18 protein-coding genes are annotated in these 23,915 nt (G+C 55.4%); 13 read left to right on the top strand and 5 right to left on the bottom strand.

Going from position 1 to position 23,915, the window contains the following annotated elements:
• The first annotated feature begins 222 nt into the window (after positions 1-222).
• The 8 genes from VIN96_RS15735 (at position 223) to VIN96_RS15700 (ending at position 9,452) form a co-directional block, all read left to right on the top strand.
• Positions 223-984: a gamma-glutamyl-gamma-aminobutyrate hydrolase family protein gene (locus VIN96_RS15735; protein WP_331897492.1), complete on the top strand. Its 762-nt coding sequence runs from the start codon at positions 223-225 to the stop codon at positions 982-984.
• Complete coding sequence (locus VIN96_RS15730; protein WP_331897490.1) at positions 981-2,339, top strand: glutamine synthetase family protein; 1,359 nt, start codon at positions 981-983, stop codon at positions 2,337-2,339. Before VIN96_RS15735 ends, VIN96_RS15730 begins: the two co-directional genes overlap by 4 nt.
• Before the next feature lie 72 nt (positions 2,340-2,411).
• Positions 2,412-3,782, top strand: a complete 1,371-nt coding sequence (locus VIN96_RS15725; RefSeq protein WP_331897488.1) for an aspartate aminotransferase family protein — start codon at positions 2,412-2,414, stop codon at positions 3,780-3,782.
• A gap of 79 nt (positions 3,783-3,861) precedes the next feature.
• Positions 3,862-4,956, top strand: coding sequence for a polyamine ABC transporter substrate-binding protein (locus tag VIN96_RS15720; RefSeq protein WP_331897486.1), 1,095 nt, complete (start codon positions 3,862-3,864; stop codon positions 4,954-4,956).
• 86 nt (positions 4,957-5,042) lie between these two features.
• Positions 5,043-6,191, top strand: a complete 1,149-nt coding sequence (locus VIN96_RS15715) for an ABC transporter ATP-binding protein (RefSeq protein ID WP_331897484.1) — start codon at positions 5,043-5,045, stop codon at positions 6,189-6,191.
• Between the two features lie 161 nt (positions 6,192-6,352).
• A complete protein-coding gene (locus VIN96_RS15710; RefSeq protein ID WP_331897809.1) occupies positions 6,353-7,210 on the top strand; it encodes an ABC transporter permease subunit in 858 nt (285 codons plus the stop codon).
• A gap of 12 nt (positions 7,211-7,222) precedes the next feature.
• Positions 7,223-8,044, top strand: a complete 822-nt coding sequence (locus VIN96_RS15705) for an ABC transporter permease subunit (RefSeq protein ID WP_331897482.1) — start codon at positions 7,223-7,225, stop codon at positions 8,042-8,044.
• A gap of 34 nt (positions 8,045-8,078) precedes the next feature.
• On the top strand, positions 8,079-9,452 hold the full coding sequence (locus VIN96_RS15700; protein WP_331897480.1) for a glutamine synthetase family protein: 1,374 nt from the start codon (positions 8,079-8,081) through the stop codon (positions 9,450-9,452).
• A gap of 53 nt (positions 9,453-9,505) precedes the next feature.
• Here the strand turns inward: VIN96_RS15700 and VIN96_RS15695 are convergent, their stop codons facing one another.
• The 4 genes from VIN96_RS15695 to VIN96_RS15680 all read right to left on the bottom strand — a co-directional run bounded on the left by VIN96_RS15695 (position 9,506) and on the right by VIN96_RS15680 (position 12,983).
• Positions 9,506-10,072 carry a DUF4405 domain-containing protein gene (locus tag VIN96_RS15695; protein WP_331897478.1) on the bottom strand — a complete coding sequence of 189 codons (567 nt, stop codon included), beginning with the start codon at positions 10,070-10,072 and terminating at the stop codon, positions 9,506-9,508.
• 117 nt (positions 10,073-10,189) lie between these two features.
• The gene (locus VIN96_RS15690; protein WP_414675630.1) at positions 10,190-11,701 is read right to left on the bottom strand and encodes an aldehyde dehydrogenase; all 1,512 of its coding nucleotides are present in this window, start codon (positions 11,699-11,701) and stop codon (positions 10,190-10,192) included.
• Between the two features lie 58 nt (positions 11,702-11,759).
• A complete protein-coding gene (locus tag VIN96_RS15685) occupies positions 11,760-12,311 on the bottom strand; it encodes a cupin domain-containing protein (RefSeq protein ID WP_331897476.1) in 552 nt (183 codons plus the stop codon).
• A 117-nt stretch (positions 12,312-12,428) separates the two neighbouring features.
• Complete coding sequence (locus VIN96_RS15680) at positions 12,429-12,983, bottom strand: cupin domain-containing protein (protein WP_331897475.1); 555 nt, start codon at positions 12,981-12,983, stop codon at positions 12,429-12,431.
• Positions 12,984-13,136: 153 nt separating this feature from the next.
• Between VIN96_RS15680 and VIN96_RS15675 the strand changes: the two genes are divergently transcribed.
• Together VIN96_RS15675 and VIN96_RS15670 are read left to right on the top strand one after the other, a co-directional pair.
• Positions 13,137-14,465, top strand: coding sequence for an aspartate aminotransferase family protein (locus VIN96_RS15675; protein WP_331897474.1), 1,329 nt, complete (start codon positions 13,137-13,139; stop codon positions 14,463-14,465).
• 153 nt (positions 14,466-14,618) lie between these two features.
• A complete protein-coding gene (locus tag VIN96_RS15670) occupies positions 14,619-16,124 on the top strand; it encodes a CoA-acylating methylmalonate-semialdehyde dehydrogenase (RefSeq protein ID WP_331897473.1) in 1,506 nt (501 codons plus the stop codon).
• Positions 16,125-16,283: 159 nt separating this feature from the next.
• Here VIN96_RS15670 and VIN96_RS15665 read toward each other — a convergent pair whose 3' ends face one another.
• Positions 16,284-17,771, bottom strand: a complete 1,488-nt coding sequence (locus VIN96_RS15665) for an adenylate/guanylate cyclase domain-containing protein (RefSeq protein WP_331897472.1) — start codon at positions 17,769-17,771, stop codon at positions 16,284-16,286.
• Between the two features lie 108 nt (positions 17,772-17,879).
• Between VIN96_RS15665 and VIN96_RS15660 the strand changes: the two genes are divergently transcribed.
• From VIN96_RS15660 to VIN96_RS15650, 3 genes are all read left to right on the top strand, one after another.
• Complete coding sequence (locus tag VIN96_RS15660) at positions 17,880-22,301, top strand: PAS domain S-box protein (protein WP_331897470.1); 4,422 nt, start codon at positions 17,880-17,882, stop codon at positions 22,299-22,301.
• A complete protein-coding gene (locus VIN96_RS15655; RefSeq protein ID WP_331897468.1) occupies positions 22,298-23,455 on the top strand; it encodes a hypothetical protein in 1,158 nt (385 codons plus the stop codon). Before VIN96_RS15660 ends, VIN96_RS15655 begins: the two co-directional genes overlap by 4 nt.
• Before the next feature lie 69 nt (positions 23,456-23,524).
• Positions 23,525-23,893 carry a response regulator gene (locus tag VIN96_RS15650; protein ID WP_331897466.1) on the top strand — a complete coding sequence of 123 codons (369 nt, stop codon included), beginning with the start codon at positions 23,525-23,527 and terminating at the stop codon, positions 23,891-23,893.
• Positions 23,894-23,915: the final 22 nt, after the last annotated feature.

The following is a 23,915-nucleotide window of genomic DNA, read 5'->3' as shown; positions in this document are numbered from 1 at the left end:
TATTTTAACACTGAGATTGGGGGTAAATGACCGAATGCGTCCATGATTAGTGCGATGAATGATTTATAAGTAATTGAATATATTTAAAAATAATATTTTGTGAGGAGATTTAAAAAAGATCTTCATAAGCCGCTTGTGGCGTTCAAATACGCATGATAGTGTTGCATATATCGAACGCAGAGCCCGATGGTTCTGTTCAAATCTTAGGTGCGGACTTAAATTATGCGCTCCAAGCCCATCGTGGCCGTTTCAGCGTGCGTGAAGAACGTGGACGGCTTTCCAAATTATGCAGTCGGCACCAAGTATGTCGACGCACTGGCCCAAGCTTCGGACGTGACGCCGTTGATCTTGCCGGCCATCGGTTACGGGACACACGCCGAAGATGTTCTAGAGATGTGCGACGGTCTTTATTTGACCGGCAGCGTCTCGAACGTCGAGCCTCACCATTACGATGGCGAGCCCAGCGAAGAAGGCACCTTGCACGACCCGTTGCGCGACGCGACCACTTTGCCGTTGATCCGCCGCGCGGTGGAAAGCGGTGTGCCGGTGTTCGCGATTTGCCGCGGCTTTCAGGAAATGAACGTCGCCTTCGGCGGCGCGCTCTACCAGAAAGTGCACACGGTTTCTGGTATGATGGATCATCGCGAGGATCGTGAGCAGGAGCCCGACGTCTATTTCGGCCCCGCCCACGATGTTGATTTGGTGGAAGGCGGTCTGTTCGCAGATATCGCGGGCACGAACCGAATCACGGTGAATTCCTTACATGGTCAGGGGGTGCAGCGTCTCGCGTCGAATTTGGAGATCGAGGCCCGCGCCCCGGATGGTTTGATTGAAGCCTTTCGCGTCAAGGATGCTCAAGCGTTCGCCGTCGGCGTGCAGTGGCATCCCGAATGGAAGGTGATGGACAATACATTTTCACGCGCGCTGTTCGAGCGATTTGGCCAAGCCTGCCGAAAGCGCGCCAGTCAAAGAAATGAATCATGACACAAGACGAAAAAATTACCGATATCGAAGGTTGGTGCATCGAGCACCGCATTACCGAAGTCGAATGTTTGGTCCCGGATATTTCCGGTATCGCGCGCGGTAAAATCCTGCCCACTGAAAAATTTCTCAAAGGCCTCAAGGCCGACTCTCACCGCATGCCCGAAAGCATGTTCACCCAAACCGTCACCGGCGATTTTCCCGAAACCGACGGTCTGGTTTCCGTGGTTGACCGCGATGTGGTGATGCGTCCCGATCCCGCCACCATTCGCCCCGTGCCTTGGTACGAAGAGCCCACCGCGCAGGTGATTTGCGATTGCTTCTACACCGATGGTGACGCGGTTGAAATTTCTTCGCGCCATGTGCTGCGCGAGGTTTTGGCGCTTTATGAAAATAAAGGCTGGAAGCCGGTGGTCGCGCCCGAGGTCGAGATGTATCTGGTGCAAAAGAACATCGACCCCGATTATCCGCTTGCCCCGCCGGTGGGGCGTTCCGGCCGTCAGGAGACTGGTCGCCAAGCTTTTGGCATCGACGCCGCCAACGAATTTGATGCCGTGTTCGAAGACGTTTACGACTATTGCGATGCGGAGCGCATCGACATCGACACCCTGAACCACGAAGGCGGCGCAGCGCAGATGGAAGTGAACTTCCTGCACGGCGAAGCGCTGGATCTGGCTGATCAGGTGTTCTTGTTCAAGCGCACCTTGCGCCAAACCGCCATCAACCACGATGTCTATGCGACCTTCATGGCAAAACCCATGCAACAAGAGTCGGGTAGCGCTTTGCACATTCACCAGAGCCTCTACGACATCGAATCGGGCAACAACGTCTTCAGCGATGAGGCCGGTCAAAACACCACGTTGTTCCTGTCCTATTTGGCAGGCCTGCAAACGTACGCGCCGCTGATGATGCCGCTGTTCGCGCCCAACGTGAATTCGTATCGCCGCTTTACCTATGAAGAAGCACCGATCAATACCCATTGGGGCGTCGACAACCGCAGTTGCGGTTTGCGCATTCCGCGTTCCGAACCAAGCGCCCGACGTATTGAAAACCGCTTGCCCGGTGCGGACGTGAACCCGTACCTGGCGATTGCGGGCACCTTGGCATGTGGCTATTTGGGCATGATCGAAAACCTCGCGCCCACCGAAGAGGAAAAGGGCAATGCCTATATTTTGCCGAAACACCTGCCGACCCATTTGTCCGATGCCTTGAAACGGTTCGAGCAAAACGAATCCGTGCGCGGCGTCTTGGGCGACCGGTTTGTCGATCTCTACTGCATTGTGAAGCGTGAAGAACAGATCACCTATGACCAAGTGATCAGTTCTTGGGAGCGTGAACACTTGTTGCTGAATGTTTAAGCGCGCAAGCGGTCCGGCTATTTGCTGTGGGCGGGCTGCTGCGACATCGCTTTGGTTTAAAGGAATAACACTATGAACGTCGTACTCAACAGCACCAGCCAATGGCAACAAGAAGACCGGGAGCATCACCTGCACCCGTTCACCGATATCGCGCAATTGAACGCAAAAGGCGTGCGCGTTATCACGAAAGCCGATGGCGTGTACCTTTGGGATTCCGAGGGTGAAAAAATCATCGACGGCATGTCGGGGCTGTGGTGCGTCAACATCGGCTATGGTCGCAAGGAACTCAGCGAAGTTGCCGCCAGGCAGATGGATGAGTTGGCATACTACAACACGTTCTTCCAAACCACGACGATGCCTGCAACGTCCTTGGCGACGCTGCTGTCCGAGGTGACGCCTGATGGCTTGAACCATGTGTTCTACGGCAACTCGGGTTCTGAATCGAACGACACCGTGGTGCGTTTGGCTTGGCGCTATTGGGCGGCCAAGGGCCAGCCCAACAAGACGGTATTTATCGCGCGTCAAAACGCTTACCACGGCAGCACGTTGGCAGGATCGAGCCTCGGCGGAATGGGCTATATGCACAAACAAGGTCCTTTGCCGCTGCCGGGCTTCGAGCACATTGAACAGCCGCACTGGTATTTCAACGGCGCGGACATGACCTCAGACGAATACGGCATCAAGGCAGCGGGCAAGCTGGAAGAAAAGATCCTTGAACTCGGCGCCGACAACGTCGCCGCGTTCATCGGTGAGCCGATCCAGGGCGCCGGCGGCGTGATCGTGCCGCCCGATAGCTATTGGCCGGAAATTCAGCGCATTTGCCGCAAGTACGACATTTTACTGGTTTCCGACGAAGTGATCTGCGGTTTTGGCCGTACCGGCGAATGGTTCGGTTGCCAGTCGTTTGGCTTTGAGCCGGATATGATGACCATGGCCAAGGGCATGTCGTCGGGCTACATCCCCATTTCCGGTGTGATGGTCCACGACCGTCTCGTCGACGTTTTGAAAGACAGCGGCGATTTCAACCACGGCTACACCTATTCGGGCCACCCGGTTGCCGCAGCCGTGGCGCAAGCCAACATCTCTATTTTGCGCGACGAAGGCTTGGTCGAGCGGGTCAAAACCGACATCGGACCCTACATGCAAGAGCGCCTCAAGGCCTTCGCCGATCACCCTCTGGTCGGCCAAGTCCGCGGCCGCGGCTTGATCGCCGCCCTGGAATTGGTGAAAGACAAAGAAACGCATCAGCCATTCGACAAAGTCGGAGAAGTGGGTATGATTTGTCGCAATCACTGCTTTGAGAACAACATCATTATGCGCGCGACGGGCGACTCCATGTTGTTGGCGCCGCCGCTGGTGATCACCAAGGCAGAGATTGACGAGCTCTTGGATAAGGCGCTCATGTGTCTGGACTTGACGGCCAAGGACATCGGTATGATGTAAGTGGCATATGGGCGTGTAATGTTGGGGAACATAACAAGCCGTAGAATTATGAAATTCTCATTTTTGTTGGAGGGTTAAGATGAAAAAGTTTGGTGCAGCACTTTTGGCCGTGGCGGCGCTCGCCCTGTCGGCCTGCGGCGATAAGCCGGAAGAAAAAATCGTCAACGTCTACAACTGGTCGGACTATATCGACGAAGAAATCCTTGCCGAGTTCGAAGCCGAAACCGGAATCAAGGTCGTCTATGACGTGTTCGATTCCAACGACGTTCTCGAAACCAAGCTTCTGGCCGGTGGTTCCGGTTATGACGTTGTGGTTCCGTCCGGCACGTTCCTCGGCCGTCAGATCCAAGCTGGCGTGTTTCAGGAACTCGACCGCGAAAAGCTGACCAATTGGGGTAATCTGTGGGACTTGGTTTTGGACCGCACCTCCAAGTGGGATCCGGGTAACAAATACGCCGTCAACTATATGTGGGGCACCACCGGCATCGGCTACAACGTCAACATGGTCAACGAACGCATGGCCGACGCGCCGGTCAATTCTTGGGACATGATTTTCAAACCCGAAGTCGCCGCCAAGTTCGCCGATTGCGGTATCTACATGCTGGATGCTGGCGACGAAATGATCCCGGCTGCGCTTAACTACATCGGTGAAGATCCGGACAGCAAGGACGTCAATGTCATCGCCAAGGCCGAAGCCGTGTTGATGGCGATCCGTCCCTACATCCGCAAGTTCCATTCTTCGGAATACATCGATGCGCTGGCCAACGGCGACATCTGTGTCGCCGTGGGTTGGTCTGGCGACGTGCTGCAAGCGCGTGACCGTGCAGCAGAAGCCAACAATGGCGTCGAGATCAGCTATGTAGCGCCGAACGAAGGTGCGTTGATGTGGTTCGACATGATGGCGATCCCGGCCGATGCCGCCCATCCGAACAACGCGCACACCTTCATCAACTACATCATGCGTCCCGAAGTAATGGCGAAAGCGTCCAACTACGTTTACTACGCCAACGGCAACAAAGCGTCCGAGAAGTTCCTCGCCGAGGACGTGATTGGTGATCCGGCGATCTATCCGACGCCGGAAGCGCTGAAGACGCTTTACATCACCACGCCGTACGACACGGACTCCCAGCGTGCCGTGACGCGCCTGTGGACCCGCGTGAAAAGCGGTCAATAACATCTGAAGACCACGCCGCCCCATCCCCCCCCGGTTAACGGATGGGGCGGCACTTTTCTTCCACAGTTGAGGAGGGCTCGGGCATCATGGCCGACGCCAGTTCACAAGCGCGCAAGGTGTTTGCACCTTGGCTCGAAGCGGATAAGAAGCCCTTCGTGCGCATCGAAAACGTTACCAAAAAATTCGGCAATTTTACCGCTGTCGACAACATCTCTCTCGATATTTACGAACGCGAGTTCTTTTCCCTGCTGGGGCCCAGCGGGTGCGGAAAGACGACGCTGCTGCGGATGCTCGCGGGATTTGAAATTCCCACTTCGGGACGCATAATCATCGACGGCGAAGACATGTCGACCGTTCCCCCGCACAAGCGTCCCGTGAACATGATGTTCCAGTCGTATGCGCTGTTTCCGCACATGACCGTCGAGCAAAACATCGCCTTTGGTCTTAAGCAAGACCGCATGCCCAAAACAGAAATCGCCGACCAAGTCGAACGCATGATCAATTTGGTGAAGTTGAACAGCTTCGCCAAACGCAAGCCCGATCAGCTTTCCGGCGGCCAGCGCCAGCGCGTGGCCTTGGCCCGCTCGTTGGCGAAGAACCCGAAAATGCTGTTGTTGGACGAACCGCTTGGCGCGTTGGACAAAAAGCTGCGCGAAGAAACCCAGTTTGAATTGATGAACATTCAAGAAAAACTGGGTATCACCTTCGTCATCGTGACCCACGATCAAGAAGAGGCGATGACCGTGTCGTCGCGTATCGCCGTGATGGACCACGGCACCGTGGCACAGGTTGCGGGCCCCGGCGAAGTATACGAATATCCCAATTCGCGCAAGGTTGCCGAGTTCATCGGTGACGTGAATATCTTGGAAGGTCGCATCGGTGATGTTCAGGCCGACACCGCACAAATCCTGATCAACGGCATCGATGCTCCGGTGCGCTCGGGGCGCAGCGTCAACGCTGTCGCGGGCGAAATGGCATGGGTCGCGATCCGGCCGGAAAAGATGATCGTCAGCTTGAACCCACCCAAGAACATGACGGAAAACGTTCTGCAGGGCGAAGTCTGGGATATCGCGTATCTCGGCAAGTTGTCGGTTTACCACGTACGCCTGGATGACGGCCGCATGGTGACGGTGGCGATGACCAATCGTTCGCGCGAAACGGAACGCACCATCACGTGGGAAGATCGCGTTTATGTAACGTGGTCGCCCGACGCCTCTGTTGTGTTGCTGAGCTGAGCAGGGGGGCGACGAGCATGTCATCTCAAAGCACACAAGGCAAAATGGGTGCACTGACTGTGATGCGGCGGGGGGTGCAAAGCATCCGCACCTGCTCTTTGGCACGATGGGCCAGCGGCCAATGCGGGCGCTGGGGCATTCAAGGCCGCACGCTGACGGTGATGGTTCCGTACGCGTGGCTTTTGGTGCTGTTTCTGGTGCCGTTTTTCATCGTTTTCAAAATCAGCTTTTCCGAAATTCGCATCGCCATTCCGCCGTATGCGCCGCTCTATGAGATGGTCAATGATACCTATCTGCAGATCACGCTGAACCTGGCCAACTACCAGCGTTTGTTTTCGGACTCGCTGTACGTCAATTCCTATCTCAGCAGTTTGAAGATTGCGGTGCTGTCGACGGTGCTGACGCTGTTGGTCGGCTATCCCATCGCCTACGGGATGGCCCGCGCGCCGAAAACGTGGCGGTTGCCGTTGGTGATGCTGGTGATCTTGCCGTTTTGGACATCGTTTCTGATCCGCGTTTACGCATGGATCGGCATTTTGAAGCCCGAAGGCTTTCTCAACATGTTCCTGATTTGGCTTGGCATCATCGATGAGCCGCTGGTGATCTTACACACCGATGTCGCGGTCTATATCGGCATCGTCTATTCGTATCTGCCGTTCATGATCCTGCCGCTGTATTCGAGCCTGGAAAAAATGGATCACTCGCTTTTGGAAGCGGCGTCCGATCTCGGCTGTCCGCCGTTTCAAGCGTTTTGGAAAGTCACCTTCCCATTGTCGCTTCCGGGTGTTATCGCGGGGTGCTTCCTGGTCTTCATCCCGGCCGTGGGCGAGTTCGTGATCCCGGATCTTTTGGGTGGGTCGAGCACCTTGATGATCGGCAAAACCCTGTGGGCGGAATTCTTCAACAACCGCGATTGGCCGTTGGCGTCTGCCGCTGCGGTGATCTTATTGCTGATGCTCGTGGTGCCGATCGTGTGGTTCCAGAAATTCCAGTCGCGCCGCAGCGCGCTGGGCGAGTAGGGGAGAGACGGCATGCTCAAACAATGGAGCTGGTTTAATAAACTCTCCCTAGTTCTGGGATTTTCGTTCCTGTACGTGCCGATTTTGCTGTTGGTCATTTACAGTTTTAACGAATCTCGTCTGGTGACCGTGTGGGCTGGGTTCTCGACCAAATGGTACGGGGCGCTGTTGCAAAACGAAGGCATTCTCAGCGCCGCCATGGTGACCATCAAAGTGGCGTTGATTTCGTCCACCTTTGCGACCGTTTTCGGCACCATGGCGGGTTTTTCCATGGTGCGTTTCGGGCGCTTTCGCGGCCGTACGTTATTTAACGGCATGATCTATGCGCCGTTGGTCATGCCTGAAGTGATCACCGGTCTGTCATTGCTGTTGATGTTCGTGGCGATCTCGCTCGATCGCGGCATGTGGACCATCACGTTGGCGCACACGACCTTTTCGATGTGTTACGTGGCGGTGGTCATTCAAGCACGGCTCAACTCGTTCGACCGCTCCATCGAAGAAGCGGCGATGGACTTGGGCTGCACGCCGCTGAAGACGTTCTTCGTCATCACCTTGCCGGTGATCTTACCGGGCGTTCTGTCGGGCTGGTTGCTGTCGTTCACGTTGTCGCTGGACGATTTGGTGATCGCCAGCTTCACCACCGGGCCGGGGGCGACGACCTTGCCGATGAAGATCTATTCGATGGTGCGTTTGGGCGTGACCCCGGAAATCAATGCGGTTTCGACGATTTTGATCGGCATTGTCGCGGTGGGGGTGTTGCTGACGTCCATCATGCACAAGAAACGCGAAGACCAGCGCAAGAAAGATGAGATGTTGGCCGCTGCCTCATCTTAACGACATTCAAGTTCGATAATCGGAGTACCTTTCCATGAAGTCCCACAATCCGGAAGCGGCGCGTTTGGAAGCCGAGGCCTTTCTTGACGCCCATCCGCGCGTTCAACATGTCGACGCTTTGTTCGTCGACATCAACGGCATCATGCGCGGCAAACGCTATCCCCGCGCCGAAGTGCCGCACCTTTACGAAAAAGGCATGCTGATGCCGTATTCGGCAATGGTGGTGGACGTTACCGGCAATACGTCGGACGCCGGCGGCGTGGGCTTTAGCGACGGCGATCCGGATGGCGTTATGTTTCCGGTACCCGGCACCCTTGTGCCGGTGCCGTGGGCGCATGAACCGACCGCCCAGTGCATCGTGTCGTTCGACGCCAGCAATGGCGGCAAGGAATTTCTCGAACCGCGCAATATCTTGGAACGTGTCGACGAGCGCTTGCGTGCAGACGGGTTGAATGCAGTGTGCGCGTTGGAGCTGGAATTCTATCTGATCGATCCTCAGCGCACACCCGACGGCCGCCCTCAAGCGCCGATTTCTCCGGCCACCGGCGAACGGGAAATCTCCACTCAGGTTTATGGCATGGAGGAACTGGAAGATTATTCGGCGGTGCTGAGCGACATCGAAAAGACCTGTCACGCCCAGGGCGTTCCGGCGTACACCGCCAGCGCCGAATACGCTTCGGGTCAGTTTGAAGTCAACCTCAAGCACTCCTCGCCCGCCGTTGTTGCCGCCGACCATGCGGCGTTGCTGTGTCGGGTGGTACGCAACGTCGCGCTTGAACACGGCTTTCGTGCCACCTTTATGGCCAAGCCGTTCTTGGATCAAGCCGGCAACGGTCTGCACATCCACACCAGCGTTTTGAACGAGGCGGGGAAGAACTTGTTCAGCGACGGTGACGATCCAGTGAGCAATCAGATGTTGCGCAACGCCATCGGCGGCATGCAGGCGGCTTTGTTTCAGTCCATGGCGGTGTTCGCGCCGTGCATCAACGGCTATCGCCGCTATCAGCCGAACATCTATGTGCCGATGGGCAAGACCTGGGGGGTCAACAATCGCTCGTTGGCGTTCCGCATTCCGCTTGGCGACAACGGCGCGCGGCGCATCGAACACCGCGTCGCGGGTGCGGATGCCAACCCGTATTTGGCGTTGGCAGCGGTTCTCGCGGGGCTACATCACGGCATCGTCAACAAGCTCGATCCCGGCGAACCCAACACCGGCAACGCCGGGGCGGAACCGGATCCCGAATTCCCGCGCACCATCGAAGAAGGGTTGGTGGCGTTCAAGGAAGGTGGAATTCTCACCGATTATTTCGGCGATATGTATTCCGAAATCTATCACCTGACCAAGGTTGCCGAAGTCACCAGCTTCCGCGATTACATTTCCAAGCGCGAATACGACTGGTATCTCTGATTGATCCGGGCTCGGCGTTTAAAATGCGCCGGGCCCGTTTTATTTCAATCCGCTCAACCGTTTTTGACGTCGCTCATGACGATGCGAAAGAGCGCGCGCATGTCGCGTTGCTGCGCCTTGGCGATGTCGTTGAGGCTTTGGCTCGGGACCACGCCGTCCACACCCGCTTGGGTGAATTGAACGATCAGTTGTTGCGGTGTCTTCCCCACCATTGCCGCCACTACTGCAATCGGCGCAGTGCTTGCCGTGCCGACGAACTGTTTCATCGGATTGCCGGTGTTGCTCTGGAACGACGCGGGCACGATCATCGCCGCCGCGATCATCGCCGTCACCGCGAACAGTGCGTGCGTGCGACGCTTGCTCAGCAAGGTGGAAAAGGTTTTCAAATGACGCGTAACGTGAAAGACCGCCGCGCCAACAAATGTGAGGCCGAGCCATTCATGAACGCCCATCAATTGGGCTTCGCCGAGATGAAAAAACAACAACACGCCGGACACCGCGACGATCATGAAAGTCGCGGCCGTGGCGGCCGTGGCGTACTTTTGTAAAAAGGTCTGAAAAGTCGTGTTGGGGATTTTGCGGAACACGGCTGACAGAGAGAAAGGCGTCGCTGTAGACATTTGATCAAATCCTTTCGATCGGGGGATCGTTAAGGATAAGTCTACAGCGACGGTGTTTCTCCAACGTGTCTCAAAACGGCGAAAATGTAACCGTTCGTTTCAGGGTGTCGTCTGTGGTTAAGTCAGGTCGATCCACGTGGCTTTGATTTCGGTGTATTTGTCCAGCGCGTGCAACGATTTGTCGCGACCGTTGCCGGATTGCTTGAACCCGCCGAACGGCATGGTCATATCGCCGCCGTCCCAGCAGTTGACCCACATGTTGCCCGCACGGATGCGTCGCGACAGTTTGATCGCTTTGTTGACGTCGCCGGTCCACAAGCACGCGGCCAAACCGAAGATGCTGTCGTTGGCGATCGCCACGGCTTCTTCGGCGTCCTTGAAGGTGATGGTCGACAACACCGGGCCGAAGATTTCTTCTTGGGCGATGCGCATGGAGTTTTTGACCCCGTCGAACACCGTCGGGGCGACGTAGTAACCACCTTGGTTGAGCAACACCCGCTCACCGCCGCAGCGCACCGTCGCGCCTTCGTCCTTGCCCGCCTGGATATAGCTGAGCACCCGTTCCATGTGCTTTTCTTCGACCAGCGCGCCCATGGTGGTGTCGAGATCCATGGGATCACCCGGTTGCATGGTTTCGGCAACCTTGAGCACTTCCTCGACGAATTGGTCCTTGATGGTGTCTTGCACGATCAGGCGCGATGCCGCGGTGCAGACTTCGCCTTGGTTGTAGAAGATGCCGATGGCGGCGTGCTCGGCGGCTTTCTTGAGATCGTGGCAGTCGTCGAACACCACATTCGGGGTCTTGCCGCCACATTCCAGCCACACGCGCTTCATGTTCGATTTGCCGGAATACTGTAAGAACAGCTTGCCGACTTCGCCTGATCCGGTGAACACTAGGCAATCGACGTCCATGTGCATGCCCAGGGCTTGACCGGCGGTGGGGCCAAAACCGGACACCACGTTGAGCACGCCCTCGGGCAGGCCCGCTTCCATCGCCAATTCGGCGATGCGCAGGGCGGTCAGCGGGGATTGTTCGGCCGGTTTCAACACCACCGAATTGCCGGCGGCCAGCGCCGGACCGAGTTTCCAGCACGCCATCAGCAATGGGAAGTTCCACGGCACCACGGCGGCGACCACGCCGATGGCTTCGCGGGTGATGGTGCCGAACGCGTTGGGGCCGGAAGGCGCAACTTCGTCGTAAATCTTGTCGCACGCTTCGCCGTACCAGCGCATGCAGTTGGCGGACGACGGTACGTCGACGGCCAAGCTATCGCCGATCGGTTTGCCGACATCGAGCGTTTCCAAGATCGCCAGTTCCTCGGCGTGCTTTTCCATCAAATCGGCAAGACGGATCAGGACCTTCTTGCGATCCTTGGGCGCCATGTTCGACCACTGGCCTTTTTCGAAAGCGCGACGCGCAGCAGATACGGCGCGGTTGACGTCTTCGGCGTCGCCTTCGGCGATTTGCGCGATGACCTGGCCGGTGCCGGGGTTGATGCAATCGAACAGCTTGCCCGATGCGGCATCGACGGACTTGCCGTCGATAAACAGTTTACCGGGAATCCCCCCCGATTGGGTCATCTCCTCTGCGCGGGCTTTGAGGGATGCGGTCGTGCGCGAATGTGTCATGTGTGATCACCGATCGTTTGAGTGAAATGTATGCTCAAACAGGGATCAGCTTTGAATCTTAAAAGCTCGGTGGTGTGGCGGCGCTGATGACGATGGCCTCCCCCTTACCGACGTTTTTGAAACGGTGGGGTATCTTATTGTTGATGTAATAAGAATCGCCCTCGCTCAGCACTTTGCTTTTTTGACCCACCGTCAGTTCGATTTTGCCTTGAATGACAATGCCGGCTTCTTCGCTGTCGTGGGTGAGCATTTCATCCCCCGAGTGTGCGCCTGGCTCGTAGCGTTCGTGCAAGAACCTCAATTTGCGGTCTTTGCGGTTTGCGCCGACGAGCTTCAGATGTGCGCCGTTTTCGAAAAATTCCAGCAAGTCTTCTTTGGCGAAGAAAATCTTGTCGTCCGCTTCATCCAAATCCATGGTCAAAAATTCGATCAGGCTTAGGGAGAAGCTGTCCAAGACTTTCTTCAAGGAATCGACTGACGGGCTGACTCTGCCCTGTTCGATTAAAGAAATGGTACTGTTGGTGACGCCAGCGCGTTTCGCGACTTCGCGTTGGGAAAGCCCATACATGTTACGAAGCCCCTTGAGGCGCACGCCGATATCACTGTCCATTGGTATCCTTTTCCTTCAATCGTCAATTATATTAGACAGATGGCCGTTAAAAAGCACTAAAAATCATCAAAGATTCGAAAATCGTCAAAAATAATTAATTCTTCCTGCCGGCCGCCGTCAGAAGCTGGGGGGCGTACAGGCGCTGACCACTTCGCACTCGTCATCGCTGACGTTGCGAAAACGATGCGGTACGCGAGAATCAAAATAATACGCGTCTCCGGGGCCGAGCACACGCTTTTGTTTGCCGACCGTGAGTTCCAGGCGGCCTTTGATGACGATGCCGCCTTCTTCGGAATTGTGCCGCAACATGGCTTTGCCGGTGTCGGCGCCGGGGCGGTAACGTTCGCGCAAAATCTGCAAGGTTTGACCGGCCCCGCCCGCGCCGACTTGGCGATAGGAAATGCGACCGTCCGCGATTTCCTTCAACTCGTCGGCTTGAAAGAACACTTGGCGCTGCGGTTCGTTTTCCAAGGCGAAGAAATCCGACATGGAAATGGGGATGCCGTCGAGAATGCGTTTGAGGCGGCCCACGGACGGATTGGTGCGGTTGTTTTCGATCAACGAGATCATGGCGTTGGTCACGCCGGACTGTTTGGATAGGTCGCGTTGCGACAATCCCGCAGTGCGGCGCACTTGGCGCAAACGCGCGCCGATGTCGATTTCATGAGACATGTTTAAGCACCCTGTTAAATATATCTATAAATAATATATATAAAATAAGTAAATTCAACACACTAAATGTTTCAATGAAACTGTTTTCTAAAAATCCTTGGCCCTGATAGCTTGATCTCAATCTATTCATCATGCCTGCTACAGGAGAGCCCCATGGCCGCTGCAAGCCACAATCGTAACGATCTCGAAGCCTATTGGATGCCGTTTACGGCCAACCGTCAGTTCAAGTCCGCGCCGCGTATGTTGGTTGCGGCCAAGGACATGCATTACACCAGCAGCGATGGGCGTCAGATTCTCGATGGCACCGCCGGTCTGTGGTGCTGCAATGCCGGTCACGGTCGCCCCGAAATCGTCGAGGCGATCCAAAAGCAAGCCCTGGAAATGGATTACGCACCGCCGTTCCAAGTCGGTCATCCGGTCGCATTTGAACTGGCCAGCCGTTTGGCCGACATCATGCCGGGCGATTTGAACCACGTGTTCTTCACCAATTCGGGTTCCGAATCCGTCGACACCGCGTTGAAGATCGCGCTGGCCTATCACAAGGCCCGCGGCGAGGGTTCGCGCGTCAAGTTTATCGGCCGCGACAAGGGTTACCACGGCGTCGGCTTTGGCGGCATCAGCGTCGGCGGTTTGGGCAACAACCGCAAACAGTTCGGCAACCAATTGCCGGCCGTCGATCACATGCCGTTCTTTTACAAACGCGACACCATGGGCTTTTCCAAAGGCCAGCCCGAAACCGGCGCCGAGATCGCCAGCGAGCTGGAAGCCATGGTCGCGCTGCACGATGCATCGACCATCGCCGCTGTGATCGTCGAGCCGATGGTCGGGTCCGCCGGTGTGTTCATTCCGCCCAAGGGCTACCTGGACCGTCTGCGCGAAATCTGCGACAAGCACGGCATCTTGTTGATTTTCGACGAAGTCATCACAGGCTTTGGTCGCCTCGGCACGGCGTTTGCGGTCGAAAAATTCAATGTCACACCCGATCTAGTCACCACCGCCAAGGGTCTCAACAGCGGCACCGTGCCGATGGGTGCGGTTTTCGCCCGCGACGGCATATACGACACCATCGTGAACACGGCCCCCGAAGGTGCGATCGAACTGTTCCACGGTTATACCTATTCCGCTCATCCGCTGGCCTGCGCTGCGGCATTGGCGACGCAAAACGTATACCGCGATGAAGGTCTGTACACGCGTGCAGCCGAGCTTGAGGCCTATTGGCAAGACGCCGCCCACAGCCTCAACGGTGCGCCGCACGTGATCGACGTGCGCAACATTGGTCTGGTCGCAGGCATCGAGCTGCAGGCGCGTCCCGGCAAGGTTGGCGCGCGCGCTTTCGACGTATTCTTGAAGGCGTTCGAAAAGGGCCTGTTGATCCGCACCACCGGCGATACCATTGCACTTTCGCCGCCGCTGATCATTTCCAAGGCCCAGATCGATGAAATCTTTGGTATCATCGGCGACATCTTGAAAACCACGGACTGATCCGGGCTGAAAGCCACTTCCGCATCGTGAAAGTGTGGCTATGCCAATGGCGTTCAAATGCGCTATTGCCAGCCTTATCCAAGATCACGGCTTCCGGCGTTTCTATGACGTCGGAGGCCGTCGCTCTCGAATTTTTGAAAACGGGGTATTCCCATGACCGAACAACTGACCCACTTCATCGACGGCGCGCGCGTACCCGGCACGTCGGGCAATTTTCAAGACGTGTTCAATCCGGCGACCGGCGAATCGCATGCTCAGGTGCCACTGGCCAGCGCCGCCGAGGTGAAAGCCGCAATTGCGTCCGCCAAAGCGGCGTTTCCGGCCTGGGCCGCCACCGCACCGGCCAAGCGTGCCGCGGTGATGTTCAAATTCCGCGAACTGCTGTACGCCCACCAAGACGAAATCGCGCAGTTGGTGTCGCAAGAACACGGCAAGACCCTGGACGACGCCAAAGGCGAGCTTGGCCGTGGCATCGAGGTGGTTGAGTTCGCTTGCGGCATTCCGCAACTGTTGAAGGGCGAGTTCTCCGAAGCCGTCGCCACCAACGTCGATACCCACTCGATCCGTCAGTCCTTGGGCGTGGTTGCCGGTATCACGCCGTTCAACTTTCCGACCATGGTGCCGATGTGGATGTTCCCCGTCGCCTTGGCATGCGGCAACACCTTCGTGCTGAAGCCGTCCGAACGCGATCCGTCCTCGACCATTCGTTTGGTCGAACTGCTGCATGAAGCCGGTCTGCCCAAGGGTGTGATGAACCTGGTCAACGGCGGCAAGGAAGCGGTCGACGAAATTCTGTCCAACCCCGACGTCAAAGCGGTCAGCTTCGTCGGCTCCACCGCGGTGGGTGAATACATCTACACCGAAGGCTGCAAGCACGGAAAACGCGTGCAGGCGCTGTGTGGCGCCAAGAACCACATGGTGGTCCTGCCCGATGCTGACATGGACAAGGCTGTCGACGCGCTGATGGGTGCCGCGTACGGTTCTGCCGGTGAGCGCTGCATGGCGATTTCGGTCGCGGTCGCCGTCGGCGAAGGCACGGCGGACACCTTGATTGAAAAACTGACGCCGAAAATCCAAGCCCTGAAAGTCGCTCCTTACACCGACCCCGAAGCCGAAATGGGCCCGGTGGTGACCAAGGAATCGAAAGAAAAAATCGAAGGCTACATCCAGTCCGGCGTCGATCAAGGTGCGAAGCTGGTGGTCGACGGTCGCGGCTTGAAGCTGCAAGGTTACGAAAACGGCTACTTCCTGGGCGGCACCTTGTTCGACAACGTGACCACCGACATGGACATCTACAAGGACGAAATCTTCGGTCCGGTCCTGGGTGTGGTGCGTGCGGACGAATACGAAACCGCGTTGCAGATGGTCAACGATCACGAATACGGTAACGGCACGGCGATCTTCACCCGCGACGGCGACGCCGCGCGTGATTTCACCACCCGCGTGCAAGCGGGCATGGTCGGCGTCAACGTGCCGATCCCGGTTCCGGTGGCGTACCACAGCTTCGGCGGTTGGAAGCGCTCGCTGTTCGGCGATCACGACATCCACGGCATGGAAGGCGTGCGCTTCTACACCAAGCTCAAAGCCGTCACCACGCGTTGGCCGTCGGGCATGAAAGAAGGTGCTTTGTTCCACTTCAAAGCGGGCAAAGACCACTAAGCAACGATTGTTTGCGACCTCCCTACTTAAAAAAGCCCCCGTAACTGGGGGCTTTTTTTGTCGGCCTGATGTGGTCTAAAAGCCGCTCTCACGGATCAGGACGATCCACACCCGATCCCACGCGCGCGTGATCAGTCGTGGTCGCGCCGAACAAAGTGCTTAGCGGGGGGCGATGCTGTAAGCGCGTAAGGGCGTGCTAAACCCCTTCACAGTGATTTCGCGCGTGTCGATTATGCACAAAATACCTCTGGTGAGATCCAGACTGCTCTGGGAAATCAAGACTTCTCCGCGACCGGCCTGAGATTCCAGGCGTGCCGCCATGTTTACCGATGCACCGATGACGCTGTATTTTGCGTGAGCTTCCGATCCGATGTTGCCCGCGACGACATCGCCTGTGTTGATGCCAATGCCGATTGCCAGTTCCGGGAGATCCAACTCGGCGTTCCTGCGATTGACTTCCGCCATGGCGGCCTGCATGTCCAAGGCACATGCGACGGCCCGTTGGGCATCGTCGTCATGACTCAGGGGTGCACCGAACAGAACCATCAGCGCATCGCCGATGATGTTGTCTATGGTGCCGTTGTGTCTGTGAATGACGTCGACCATCACATTGAAACAGGTGTTGAGAGCGGACACCACGTGTTCAGGTTCCATATGTTCTGACATCGCCGTAAAACCGCGGATATCACTCATCAACACAGTCACCTGGCATTTTCGTCCGCCCATTTTCAAGGCTTCCGGATTTTCCAGTAAAGAGTCGGCGATTTCGTCGGATATGTATCGCCCGAAAATAGAGCGAATGAATTTATTGCGAATGGTCAGGTCTTCGTACAAACGGCTTTTTTCGAGGGTCGACGCCAGTTGACTGGAGATATCTTGGAAGGTTTTGACGTGACCGGTTTTGTATGCTCCCGCGACACGGGAAGAAAAAAACATAAAGCCGAAAGTGTCGCCTTTGGCAATCATCGGGCAGGTCAGGCTGGAACGCACGCCTTCCTTGACCATCAGGCGGCTGGAGACGGATTTGGGGTGGCGTTCCAAGTACGAAGTTAGGTCGTTGATGATGCGGGGTCGTTTGCTTTGCGCGACGTCGCTGAGACTGGTCTGATGCAAAGGTTGATGAAACCCCGGTTGGATGCAAATGTGATCAAAGTCGGATCGCGTCCAACGCGCTTTGACGATTTGCACACCGCGGACATCTTCGTCCAAAACCGCAAAGCCGATGCGGTCGTAGGGAATAATCGGGCGAAACGTTTCGAAAATATGATTGAGAACGTCGTCAATGAAAATGCCTTCATTGATTTCGTGGGCAATCTCCGACAAAGCCCGCACCTCGGTGAATTTTCGGTCCAGGACCAAATTCAGTTTCGCTAGGTTCGCGCCAAAACTGTCGATGTCCGTTAGTGGATCCGACGGTACGATGCGTTCAAACTGCCCGTTCAGCATCTGAGTCAACACTTGGCGGTAAAAGGCCAGATGCGCTTGGTCGGGCGCATCCAGCGCGGTTTGCTGTTTTCCCCAAACCTCGCGGAGCACCTGCCCAAATTCGCTTTTGCTTTCCAAGCGGTTGTCGAGCGCCTCAACTTCAGCTTGAAGCAATCGGTATCGTGGGTCGTTTTTCCATTTGTCGAGCAGGTTATCGCCCATGCTTTGATACTCTCGCCAGATCCCGAAATGCCAGTATAAGTATATAGTCTTACAATTGTATTCGTGCTATGATTTTTCTCTTCCGGGTTTTTCCGAGGGAGTTTCATTTTGGGCTTCAAAGCTCTTCCGCTTGTGGTTTTGGCGGCGATGATGGCTATCATCGCAGCACCCCGTGGAATCGAAGCCCATGAAATACCGACCACATCCAATACCGATCATCGTGAAGCCAATACGCGCGCTGCAGGTCGGCCTATTGTCAATGATCCCGTGGTCGCCGCCGTTCCCAAGTACTTCCCGCCATATTACGACACGAATCGACAAGGCGCGCCCACCGGCTTTGCCATTGAGATTATGGAAGCCATCGCCCAACGGGCCGGTCTTAAGATCGAATACAAAGTCTACGATACTTGGCCTGAAGTCCAAGACGCGGTCAAGACGGGACAAGCACAGATCATCCCCAACATGGGCATCACCCCAGACCGTGAGGATTTTTTGAATTTCACAGCGGCTTTCGAACAATTCCATATATCATTTTTTGTTCCATGGGATCGCTACGACTTTTTTGCGAACGGTGTTGCCGAGGGCTCACGTATCGCCACAGCGCTCAGCAATGCAGCAAGTAAAATTCTGACGGAACAGGGCGGGTACGACGTTCGTCTGTTTGACGACACCACCGCCGCAGTCAACGCTCTGCTGACCAGCAAAGTCGATGCGTTGGCATTGCCTGAGCCGGTGGTCTTTGAGCACATGCAGCTTCACAACATGCCCGGCGCTTTGATCCCGGTGGGTGAACCGCTGGCCGTAGTTACCCGCGCGTTGGCGGTCGCCAAAGGACAAGACAAAATTTTCGAACGACTGAAGAGCGCCACCGAGGTTTTCCTCGATTCCAAGGAATATGAAGATATTTATAGGACTTGGCATGGCGGGAAAGTCGATCCCTGGACGGTCCGCGATCTCGTGGTTATCTCCATCGGCCTTATCATCGTCGCGATCATAACGATATGGCTGTGGTACTTCGTCCGCTCTCGGTTCATACCCAAAGGGTCCATGGAAGATGTGTTGAGGTCCACGACAACAGACCAGCTCTTGCGCAGACGGATCATGTTGATGTCCGCAGTGATGGTGGGTGGGCTTGTTACGGCGACATTATCAACCCTCTATCTCCATTACCGGGCGACGATGGGGCAAGTCACGCAATCGCTGCATGAAACGATCGCCAGTCAGGTGAGCATGATTGAAAGTTTTGCCCAACTTCCACTGTCGCCGGGTGTTGATGTGAAATCGACCGACATGCGTAATGCCGTCATCTCACGGCTGAGCTTGGCAAAAAGTCGTCATGCAGGGCTTAGCGAAATCACCATCGGTGAAAAATCCGGCGATGAAATTCATTTCATTTTGCGCCAACGCGATTGGGACCGTTTTTCGCCAATGTATGTGCCGCTAGCAAGCGATATTGCGGTTCCTATGCGTTTGGCTTTGAGCGGCCAACGCGGAACCGTTGTCGGTTTGGATTACCGTAACGAACGGGTGTTGGCGGCCTACGAATATATCGACACGCTGGGTTTGGGGGTGGTGCTTAAAATAGACATTGCCGACCTGCAGGCGCCGCATATCAAGATGGCCATTTACGGTAGTTTTCTGTCTTTCGCCATCGCCATGCTGATCATGTTTATTTACATGCGGGTGACACTGCCGGTGATCCGGGAAATTCAGCTCAAAGAAGCCCAGTACGATGGGTTTCGCGACAACGCCCAGGCGATCATGTTCCTCACCGATCTCGACGGCAAGGCCACCGAAGTCAACAAGGCCTATTGCGATATATTCGGCGAAACCCGCGAACAGGTGATGCAAAGCCTCCACGAACGGTCACTGTCTGCCGATGAAGTTGAACGTTTTCAACAACAAAACAGGACCATCGTCGAAACGGGTACCGCGCTCGACATCGAAGAAAGCTTGACCATCAACGGTGTTGAACGCGCTTTTTTGACCAAAAAATTTCCTCTCGAAACACCCAATGGAGAAATTTACGCCATCGGTGGCATCTCTATAGATGTTACCGACTTCCGCAATGCCGAACGCGCATTGATCGCCAGTGAGGAACGCTTCCGTTCAACGTTCGAGCAAGCGGCCGTCGGTTTGGCGCACATTGGTTTGGATGGGAGGTGGCTGCGGGTCAATAAGGTGTTGTGCGACATCACTGGCTACAGCCGCGACGAATTGTTGCACCTGACGTTTCAAGACATCACTCATCCCGATGATCTGCCCTTGAATCTGAGTTACCTGGACCAACTGCGGAATGGCGATATCGCCACGTATAGAATGGACAAACGTTACATTCGCAAGAATGGTGCGGAAACCTGGGTTCATGTCACGGGGACATTGGTGCGTGGTGGATATGACGATCCCGATTACTTTATCGGCGTGATCGAGGACATCAATGAGCGCATTGCCGATCGCAACGAGATTGCCCGCCAGCGAGACCGCGTGCGCACATATCTGGATTTAGCGGGTACCATGGTCGTCGCCTTGAACACAGACGGCAATATCATCTTGATCAACAAGTACGCCTGCCATCTTCTCGGCTATGAGGAAGAGCAATTGATGGGCAAGAACTGGTTCGATATTGCCATTGCCCCGGACGATCGCGCGGAAATCCGGGGAGTGGCCGATAAAATTCTCCATGGCGATCTCGACGAGGTTGGGTACTTCGAAAATGAAATCATTACACATAGCGGTGAACGTCGTCTGGTCGCTTGGAACAACACCTACCTGCATGAACCTGACGGTTCGATCTTGACCATGTTGTCATCGGGAATTGACATCACAAACCAGCGCCAGTCACTGCTGAACATGGAACGCAGCAATCGTGCCTTGCACACCATATCGCATTGCAATGAAGTCTTGGTTCATGCGACCAGTGAAGATCAATTGCTGCAAAACATCTGTCGTGTCATCGTCGAAGAAGGCGGATATCAAACGGCCTGGACCGCCTTTGTTCGTTTCGATGACGGCAAGCACTTGGTTCCCAGGGCGGCGTACGGCCTTCACAAGGATGTCATCGAAGAGGTGATCGAAGATGTCGACGCGCTGGATTTATCCGCGACCTCCAGTCCCATGCATTTTTCATCCACGCAGGGCAATCCTCATCTGCCGAATTGGCACAAGCTCCGTGCGCGGTTGGGGATCTCTTCGATGTACCTGTGGCCTTTAAAGGATGCGGGCGTGACGTTCGGCTTCTTATTCTTGACCCACAAAGAGGCAAGGGACCTCCACGAAACAGAGCGGAATTTACTCGATGAACTGGCGAACGACTTGGCCTATGGGCTCATTTCCTTACGCATGAAGCGTGAGCGTATTTACACGATGGAAAAACTCGCCGAAAGCGAGGAGCGTAGCCTTGCCATTGTCGAAACCGCCCACGATGCGATCATCGCCATCAATGATTCAGGCCACATCACGCAGTTCAATCCCGCCGCACAGAATATGTTCGGCTACACCTTTAACGAAGCCCTTGGCGCCGACGTGAGCATCATCATCCCCGAGCGGTTCAAAGCTCAACATGTGCAATCGATTCAGAACTACGCCAAGACCCGCAAGGGCCATATCTTTGGCAAGACCCTGAATTTATACGGGCGGCGTTCCAATGGTCAGGAGTTTCCGATCGAACTGACATTATCGCCCATGCCCAAGAGCACCACCGACCTGTGTACGGCCATCATCCGCGATGCCAGCGACCGGGAAGAAGCCGAACGCCAACGCCGCCAGGCCCAAAACATGGAAAGCCTCGGCAACTTGGCGGGGGGCATGGCGCACGATATCAACAATATGCTTTTGCCTATTTTGAATTTGACCGCCATGGTCAAGCGGACCTTGACTGTCGACAGCAGCGAAGAAAAAAAACTCGGCATGGTGCTGCAAGCGGCAGAGCGGGTAAGCGGATTGGTGCAACGGGTTCTCGAATTCTCCCGTCAGGACGACCCGGAATATAAAGATCACGATATCCACGATATCGTGAACAATGCGCTTCCTTTGATCAAATCCACCACGCCATCGTCCATTGAACTCAACATTTCCATGAGCAAATTCAATGGCCGTATTCATGCTGATGAGAAGCAGATCAACGCGGCCCTTATCAATCTTGTCAGCAACGCGAGCGACGCTATCGGCGGGCATAACGGACACATTTCAATCGAATTGAAAAGGTCAAAGCCCGACATGGGTTTACTGATCCGCAATACCCAGCTGCGTGCAGTCCCTTATGCAAAACTCAGCGTGATTGACGACGGTTGCGGCATGGCCCCGGAAATTCTCAACCGTGCCTTCGATCCGTTCTTTACGACCAAAGAACCCGGCAAGGGAACCGGGCTCGGCATGTCGATGATCCACGGTATCGTTACCAAGCATGGCGGTGCGATCGATGTGCATAGCACCGAAGGCAAAGGCACCCGCGTCGATTTGTACCTTCCCTTAAAACAAGGCCCTATCACAAAAAAAGCCAAGTCTAAATCGACGTCAGGACAAAGCTCATGAGTACTTTTTTCCCCGCAGGCGGTTTGAATGCGGACGTCGGTCCATGGTGGAGGGTGTTGCACAGTTCGCTGGAGGCTGGCGCGGACATCGCCACCTTGCGTCTGCTTCATGCGGTCGGCGCGGGCCCTATGACCCATGATCATTGCGTGCGCATGGAACAAGCTTTGACCCCGGACGTCGCATGCGTTCGCTACGACCCGACCAGCTTGCTGGTGATCGAACCCGGTGTTACGGACCTGGAAGTTCTGCGGGCGGCCCAAAAAGTGCTGAATGTGACCACGGAACAACTGAAAATCTGGCGCGCGGTCGGTGTTCACGATGACGGTCTGGATTTCGTACCACTCGATGTCGAGCATATCGAAGCGGCCAGCGGTGAAAACAATCCGTCGTCGCTCAAGCATGACATCGTTCTGACGGATGCGGAGTTCAGCTATTTTCCCATGTGGGATGTGCACGCCGGCGAAATCATCGGTTACGTCTGTGAAAATGTTTGGAACACCGGCGAGGGCTCTTACGTTTCCGAAGAAGCTTTAGATGCGTTCTTCGCCAAACATCGTCACGTCTATGCTTTGGACAAAGAGGCCCTGCACAAGGCCGTTGCTCAAGCTCAAGATTTTCTAGACCGATATATGTTCACCAACATAATCGTTCCGGTACACTACAGCACCATGTCTAACCCGGATCTGGCGACGCTCTTTATCGAAGCGTGCAATGACGGTGTGTGGTCCGTCAGGGATAACGTAATCTTCGAAATCATCAAGGTTCCTTCTGACGTCGATGGCGACACCCTTTACCAAGCCATCAATGCCCTGACCCCATTCGGACAGGCCATTTGGCTGCGCTTGGATCACGGGTTTTCAAATTTTGGTGCCATCCCCATGGATTTGATCGGATCTGTTGGGCTCGGCTTTCAATACGATGTGCGTAGCAGTGAGGACATTCATGCCGAATTGACGTCCCTGACCCAGGCGACCCGGGAACAGGGCTGTACCCGCCACGCCCACGGTCTTCAAGACATGGACACCTGCATTTCAGCAGTAAACCTAGAATATGATTACATCAGTTCTGTCGCCATAGCTCCGCCGTTGGATGTGACACAGCCCGAAGCGATGGCCCAGCCATCCGATGTCTTCCGTGCAATGCTCAAGCGATAGCGGTGCCGTTTCACATATGTTTTTTATGGTGTTATCATTTACCGAGTATTTGGGAGTTGGAGAAATTTCATGACACGTGTCTTGGTAATCGACGATGAGGAATTGGCGCGTTTTACCATTCGTGAGATTCTCGAAAGCGCGAATTTCGAAGTCGATGAAGCCGAAAACGGCCGCATTGGCGTCGAAAAACAAAAAGCCTCCCCCTTCGACTTGATCATCACCGATATCATCATGCCGGAAAAAGAGGGGGTCGAAACCATCATCGACCTGAAACAGGATTTTCCCGACTTGAAAATTATCGCCATATCCGGCGGTGGTCGGACGCGCAATTTGGATTTCTTGAAATTAACCGAACGCTTCGGCGCCGGGAAGATTTTGGCCAAGCCGTTTACCGAGGGTCAATTGTTGGAAGCGGTTAACGATATCTTGGCGTCATAGCCAAATATGCAAGGGCGCACAC

Origin of the sequence: Magnetovibrio sp. (genome assembly GCF_036568125.1) — a bacterium.
GTDB lineage: Bacteria > Pseudomonadota > Alphaproteobacteria > Rhodospirillales > Magnetovibrionaceae > Magnetovibrio.
Note: the sequence above shows the minus strand (reverse complement) of the source record. Positions and strands in the feature narration are given on the sequence as shown.